General features: G+C 46.9%; 6 protein-coding genes and 1 tRNA gene. All 7 read right to left on the reverse strand.

The window, feature by feature from the left end:
• Positions 1-439 (reverse strand): DNA-formamidopyrimidine glycosylase family protein (locus STRDD11_RS14490; protein WP_277592831.1); only part of this gene is annotated, 439 nt, incomplete at its 3' end.
• Between the two features lie 274 nt (positions 440-713).
• On the reverse strand, positions 714-1,493 hold the full coding sequence (locus STRDD11_RS08865) for an alpha/beta fold hydrolase (protein WP_128837020.1): 780 nt from the start codon (positions 1,491-1,493) through the stop codon (positions 714-716).
• Positions 1,494-1,527: 34 nt separating this feature from the next.
• Positions 1,528-2,427, reverse strand: a complete 900-nt coding sequence (era, locus tag STRDD11_RS08870; RefSeq protein ID WP_128837021.1) for a GTPase Era — start codon at positions 2,425-2,427, stop codon at positions 1,528-1,530.
• Positions 2,428-2,492: 65 nt separating this feature from the next.
• Positions 2,493-2,891: a diacylglycerol kinase family protein gene (locus tag STRDD11_RS08875; protein WP_128837022.1), complete on the reverse strand. Its 399-nt coding sequence runs from the start codon at positions 2,889-2,891 to the stop codon at positions 2,493-2,495.
• Complete coding sequence (gene ybeY, locus STRDD11_RS08880; RefSeq protein ID WP_125434438.1) at positions 2,872-3,369, reverse strand: rRNA maturation RNase YbeY; 498 nt, start codon at positions 3,367-3,369, stop codon at positions 2,872-2,874. Before ybeY ends, STRDD11_RS08875 begins: the two co-directional genes overlap by 20 nt.
• Positions 3,370-3,562: 193 nt before the next feature.
• Positions 3,563-3,635: transfer RNA gene (locus STRDD11_RS08885), tRNA-Thr, on the reverse strand.
• Positions 3,636-3,811: 176 nt separating this feature from the next.
• Positions 3,812-4,558: a DeoR/GlpR family DNA-binding transcription regulator gene (locus STRDD11_RS08890; RefSeq protein WP_128837023.1), complete on the reverse strand. Its 747-nt coding sequence runs from the start codon at positions 4,556-4,558 to the stop codon at positions 3,812-3,814.
• Positions 4,559-5,239: the final 681 nt, after the last annotated feature.

Consider the following 5,239-nt stretch of genomic DNA (forward strand, 5'->3'; position numbering starts at 1 on the left):
CAAATGGCTGCAAGAGAAAGGCAGCTTCTGTCGGCTCAGGTCCCAGCTTTCTATCCGCAAAATAGGCTTCCAGCTGGCCCTTGCCCAGCAACTCCATAGTTCCAAACTTGCGGACATCCTCATAAACCAAGGTCCCACCGTCTGTAAAGTCAAAAAAGACATGGGCATGCTTACGCTCAGGCACCGCATCAGGATAAAAAAGATACTTGCCCTCCATCCGCAGGTGAGAAATCAAGGCCCAGTCCGTCAGATGTAAAATCAGGTACTTGCCCCGCCGGCCAACAGACTCAATGGTCTGCTCCGGCAGGTCCCGCACAAAAGCATCCACTCCCGTCCCAATCATCTTGGCATAGCGGACCCTGACCCTCTCTATGGTCTTTCCCAGGACCAGCCGCTCCAAACCGCGCCGGACCGTTTCTACCTCTGGTAATTCTGGCATGAATATCTCCCCTTCCCAATTCTAAATCAAATATGTCATAAACCCTACAGCTCGCTTCCCGAAAACCTGCATGTTCATGGAAGATTTGACTGACCGTATTCTCTAGCTCACAATCCAAAGTCAGTTGATTAACTCCTTGCTCTTGGAAATCAAAGAGTTTTATACGGCAGCTTATCAAAGACTCCCCCGTTTGTGGGGGGATGCAGCCATCATGGGAGACTGTCCCACAGCCTAACAAATCAAAGCTTTTCAACATCTTTAGACTGTTTGATGATTAGTCAAAGCGCTTCAATTTCTCCGGAAAGGCAGCGTTTTGAAAGAAATAGCGCAGCAGCTGAATATGTGTCTCCACATCACTAAAAAGCCAAGCATGCCCCTTGTTAGGATAAGAGGCGCATTCAGACCAAGCATTTTTCTGCGCCAGCATCTGATGAGATTCATGAATAGTCGCAGACTCCTTCCCACCTGAAACGAAAAAGGCAGGATTGTCAAAGTCTGCATGAACCTTTAGCCTATTGGCCTGTGACATGGCTCGGCGAAAGGACTTCCGTGCGGCCCTCTGCAAATCCCCGACAAAAACTTGACACTCTTCCTTGGGCACTCCGTCTTTCTGCATCATCTTTGTCATCAGCTTGGCCATAAGCTTCCTATTTTTCAACAAGGACATCAGGTACACCATAACAATAACCCTGCGATAGCCCTTAATCGGCTGATGGCTTGCTCCGTCAACGATAACCTTATCAACGAGCTCCGCATCTTTTTCTAATAATTTCAGAATCAGACTGCCGCCTAGAGAAAGCCCGACAAGATGCGGCTTGCCATGGGCCTTGCTCCTGATAATAGCAGCCAGCATGTCGGTCACTTCATCAAAGTCTGTCCATTCTATATCGCTGCTCTTACCATGACCCGGCAAATCCACAGCAATACAATGAAAATCATTTTCAAGGGCAGCCAGATGATGCCGCCACATCTGACTGCTGGAGCCTGAGGCATGCAGAAAGATGATGCTTTTCGCATTTTCCTGACCGCTTTCTTCGATAAATAACTGCGGCATCTTCTACCACCCTTTCTGATGTGTCCGGGAAAGTTCAATACTCCTTCTTATTATAGCCAAAATCCGCCAAGTCCAGCTTCTTGTCCCGCCAGTTTTTCTTGACCTTGACCCAGGTCTCTAGGAAAACCTTGTCCCCCAACATGAGCTCGATATCGCGCCGAGCCATGGAGCCAACTTTCTTGAGCATGGAACCGCCCTTGCCGATGATGATGCCCTTCTGGCTGTCCCGCTCCACCATGATGGTCGCTCGGATATGGATCTTGTCGGTCTCCTCGTCCCGCTTCATACTGTCAACGACCACCGCGACTGAGTGGGGGATTTCCTCCCGCGTCAGCATCAACACTTTCTCCCGAATCATCTCTGACACCAGAAAGCGCTCTGGATGGTCGGTAATCTGGTCAGCTGGGAAATACTGGAAGCCTTCCTCCAGATTCTCACTGAGGATGTCAACCAGATGCGAAACGTTGTTGCCCTGCAGGGCCGAAATCGGCACGATTTCCTTGAAGTCCATCTGCTGGCGGAAGTCATCAATCTGCGCCAAAAGCTGATCCGGATGGACTTTGTCAATCTTATTGACCACCAGAATAACCGGTACCTTGGCAGCTTTCAGGCGCTCCATAATCATGTCGTCACCCTTGCCGCGAGCTTCATCCGCCGGCACCATAAAGAGGACAGTGTCCACCTCACGCAGGGTGCTGTAGGCTGACTCCACCATGAAGTCGCCCAGAGCCGTCTTGGGCTTGTGGATGCCCGGTGTATCGATAAAGACAATCTGCTCTTTGTCTGTCGTGTAAATGCCCATGATTTTATTGCGGGTAGTCTGGGCCTTATCGCTCATAATAGCGATTTTTTGCCCCATGACATGATTGAGAAAAGTTGATTTGCCCACATTGGGACGGCCTAAAATAGCTACAAAACCTGATTTAAATGTCATAAATTTACCTCTATATTTCCAGTAAAACAGCAGAAAATCGGCGGTTGCCCCCGATTTTCAAGCTCTCAAAAAAACCAATCCCAAATCTTGGGAACAAAAATAATCAGTCCCGTCACAACTGCAAAGCCAGACACGACCAGAACAGCTCCCGCTGCCATATCCTTGGCATTCTTAGCCCGCATAGAAAAGTGGTAATCACTGGCCAGATCTACGACATTTTCAATGGCAGAATTGACAATCTCAAAGGCAATGACCAAAAAAATGCTCAAAAAGAGAAAGAGCCATTCTATCGCGGACAAGTCAAAAATCAGTCCCGCAACTATCACTGCCAGAGCCGAAAGGACATGCTTGCGCAGATTGCGCTCCTCTTTAAAGGCTGTAAAAATACCGGTTAAAGCAAATTCCAGACTCGAGACCACATCTCGGTTTTTCCATTTGCGTTTGTTATTTCCTTGTGAGTCCATAAGCAGTTAAAATTTCTTCCTGTAAACCAAACATTTCTGCTTCTTCTTCCGGCGTATAGTGATCATAGCCGTTGATATGCAGAAATCCATGCACCGCCAAAAAGCCCATCTCCCGCTCAAAGCTGTGGCCGTATTCTTCAGCCTGCTCACGCGCCTTGTCCACTGAAATGAACAGCTCGCCGATATAGGCGTCAAAATCCTCCAACATCTCAGCTAGCTCAGGATGGTCCAGCAAATCCTCCTCGTCAACAGCGATGTCCAGCTCAGGCTTATACTCCAAGCTAATCACATCTGTCGGCCGATCTGTATCTCTGTATTCCAAGTTGAGTTCATGACTGCGCTCATTGCTGACAAAAGTCACAGCCATTTCCTTCTTTTCCTTGCCCGTTTTCTGGGCAGCAAACTCCAAAATTTCCTGAGTCTGTTTAAGAATCTCTTCCGAAACCTGACCCGTTTCATCTACCATTTCGATATACATAGCCAATCTTCATCCTTTTTGAAATAACCCACCCCTCCGCCTGCACAGGCAAGGCAAAAGCAACGAACTATTATTATTTCCATTATATCATATTCTGCTTGGCTTTACCTCTCTCAGTGTCAGCTTTTGGAAAATAGCAGAGCATTTTTTGGCAAAGAAAAAAGCCTGGAAAACCCAAGCTTGTCCTATAAGATGCTAATTGCCGGGATCGAACCGGCGACCTCATCCTTACCATGGATGCGCTCTGCCTACTGAGCTAAATCAGCATTACCTATCTACTATATCATGCAAATAGTATTTTGTCAATAACTTTTGAAAAATTTAGAAAAAAACGCTACGATTCGAACGGGCGCACAGACTCTTCTGCCCGTCTAAAAAATGGTGGGACAGACCCCATGACAGCACAGTCATCATGAGAGCCTGCCCCAGCCTCTTTGCAGAATTATAAAACCTTGGTATAGGAACTGTATTTTTCCTTGACTTTCGGTGACAGATTTTCATCCGTGATAATGGCATCAATATTGTCCAGACGGTAGAAAGTGTAAAAAGAATAGCTGTCAAACTTACTGTTATCCGCAACGATGTATTTTTCAATAGCATTGTTGAGGATAATGGCATCGCCGTTCCCCTCTTCTTCATTCGTCGTGGTGACATTGTGGCCATCAATCCCATTCACCCCGATAAAGGCCTTAGACACCTTGATTTCTTTCAGGAGATTATTGGCGAACTGGCCGACAAAGGTCTGGGTCTTGACCCGATAGCGTCCGCCAATCAGGATTAGGTCAAGATTGGGCCGATCTTTGAGCTTTTCAAAAATCGGCAGAGAATTGGTCACGATGCTGATGCTTTTGCCATCCAGATAATCACTGATAAAATCAGTCGTTGTCCCAGAACCGATAAAGACTGTGTCACCGTTCAAAATGAGAGCCGCGCACTTCTTGGCAATCAGCTTCTTTTCTTCAATATTGATCATCTGCTTTTCCGAATGAGACACTTCATTGAGCGCATCCTTGACTTTCTTATGCGCTCCGCCATGGACCCGCGTCAGGAGGCCCTGCTTTTCCAAATCAATCAGGTCCCTGCGAATCGTCATATCCGTAACATCCAATAATTCTTTCAGATTTTTGACAGAGACAACACCGGTTTGATCCAGTTCCTGCAAAATCACTCTATGCCGACTTTCTTTCATGTTTTTCTCCTTTATCCCCACTAGCAAGGCGGGTAAAATCAGCTGCGCCGCTCTGACTGACAGAGAAGCCGAAACAAGCGGGAAGGTGTCAGCAACAGCTGGCAATGCCGTCGGCAAGAATCGCTTCATGCCGGCAGATTCGCTGAATGACGAAAAGGTCTGGGGGCCCCTTTCCAGCAATCCCGTTTCTAAGATTTTAGCCGTTTTCAGACTGGTTTTTCTTTGAGTATGAGCAACCCTTACTTTATTATACTACACTCTGGCCAGATAAACAAAAATTTATGAAAGCTTTTACAAACAAAAATAAAACAGTTCCCTGAATGAACTTGTTCCTATCTGAACAGGCGGGCTTCCCAGCTACTTTTAAGTAAGGCGCACAGCCAAAATCCCACCCATCCAAAGTGCCGCCTCCATAGCTCCGCTGGAGCTTCTGACACTTCCTACGGAAGCTTTATCTGCCGCCTGAGGCGGTGGGACAGACTCCCACTGCTAAAAACAAACGAAAAGACTATACAAGAAAGAAGAATCATTCCTGTCCCAACAAGTCTATTGTGTATGAACCCAAAGCTGACCTTAGCGCAAAAAATCTTGTTTCTCAAGCATTCCGGCAAAAACAAAATTTGACCCTGAACTACAGAGCCAAACTGTTATGTATCTGCTTATTTATCCCCTTTATTGCGG

The sequence above is a fragment of the Streptococcus sp. DD11 genome (assembly GCF_001578865.1).
In the GTDB taxonomy this organism is placed as follows: Bacteria; Bacillota; Bacilli; order Lactobacillales; family Streptococcaceae; genus Streptococcus; species Streptococcus panodentis.

What these genes read in the sequence shown, in the direction of transcription:
- STRDD11_RS08865 (WP_128837020.1), bottom strand. Translation starts at nt 1,493, where the DNA reads ATGCCGCAGTTATTTATCGAAGAAAGCGGTCAGGAAAATGCGAAAAGC.
- era (WP_128837021.1), bottom strand. Translation starts at nt 2,427, where the DNA reads ATGACATTTAAATCAGGTTTTGTAGCTATTTTAGGCCGTCCCAATGTG.
- STRDD11_RS08875 (WP_128837022.1), bottom strand. Translation starts at nt 2,891, where the DNA reads ATGGACTCACAAGGAAATAACAAACGCAAATGGAAAAACCGAGATGTG.
- ybeY (WP_125434438.1), bottom strand. Translation starts at nt 3,369, where the DNA reads ATGTATATCGAAATGGTAGATGAAACGGGTCAGGTTTCGGAAGAGATT.
- STRDD11_RS08890 (WP_128837023.1), bottom strand. Translation starts at nt 4,558, where the DNA reads ATGAAAGAAAGTCGGCATAGAGTGATTTTGCAGGAACTGGATCAAACC.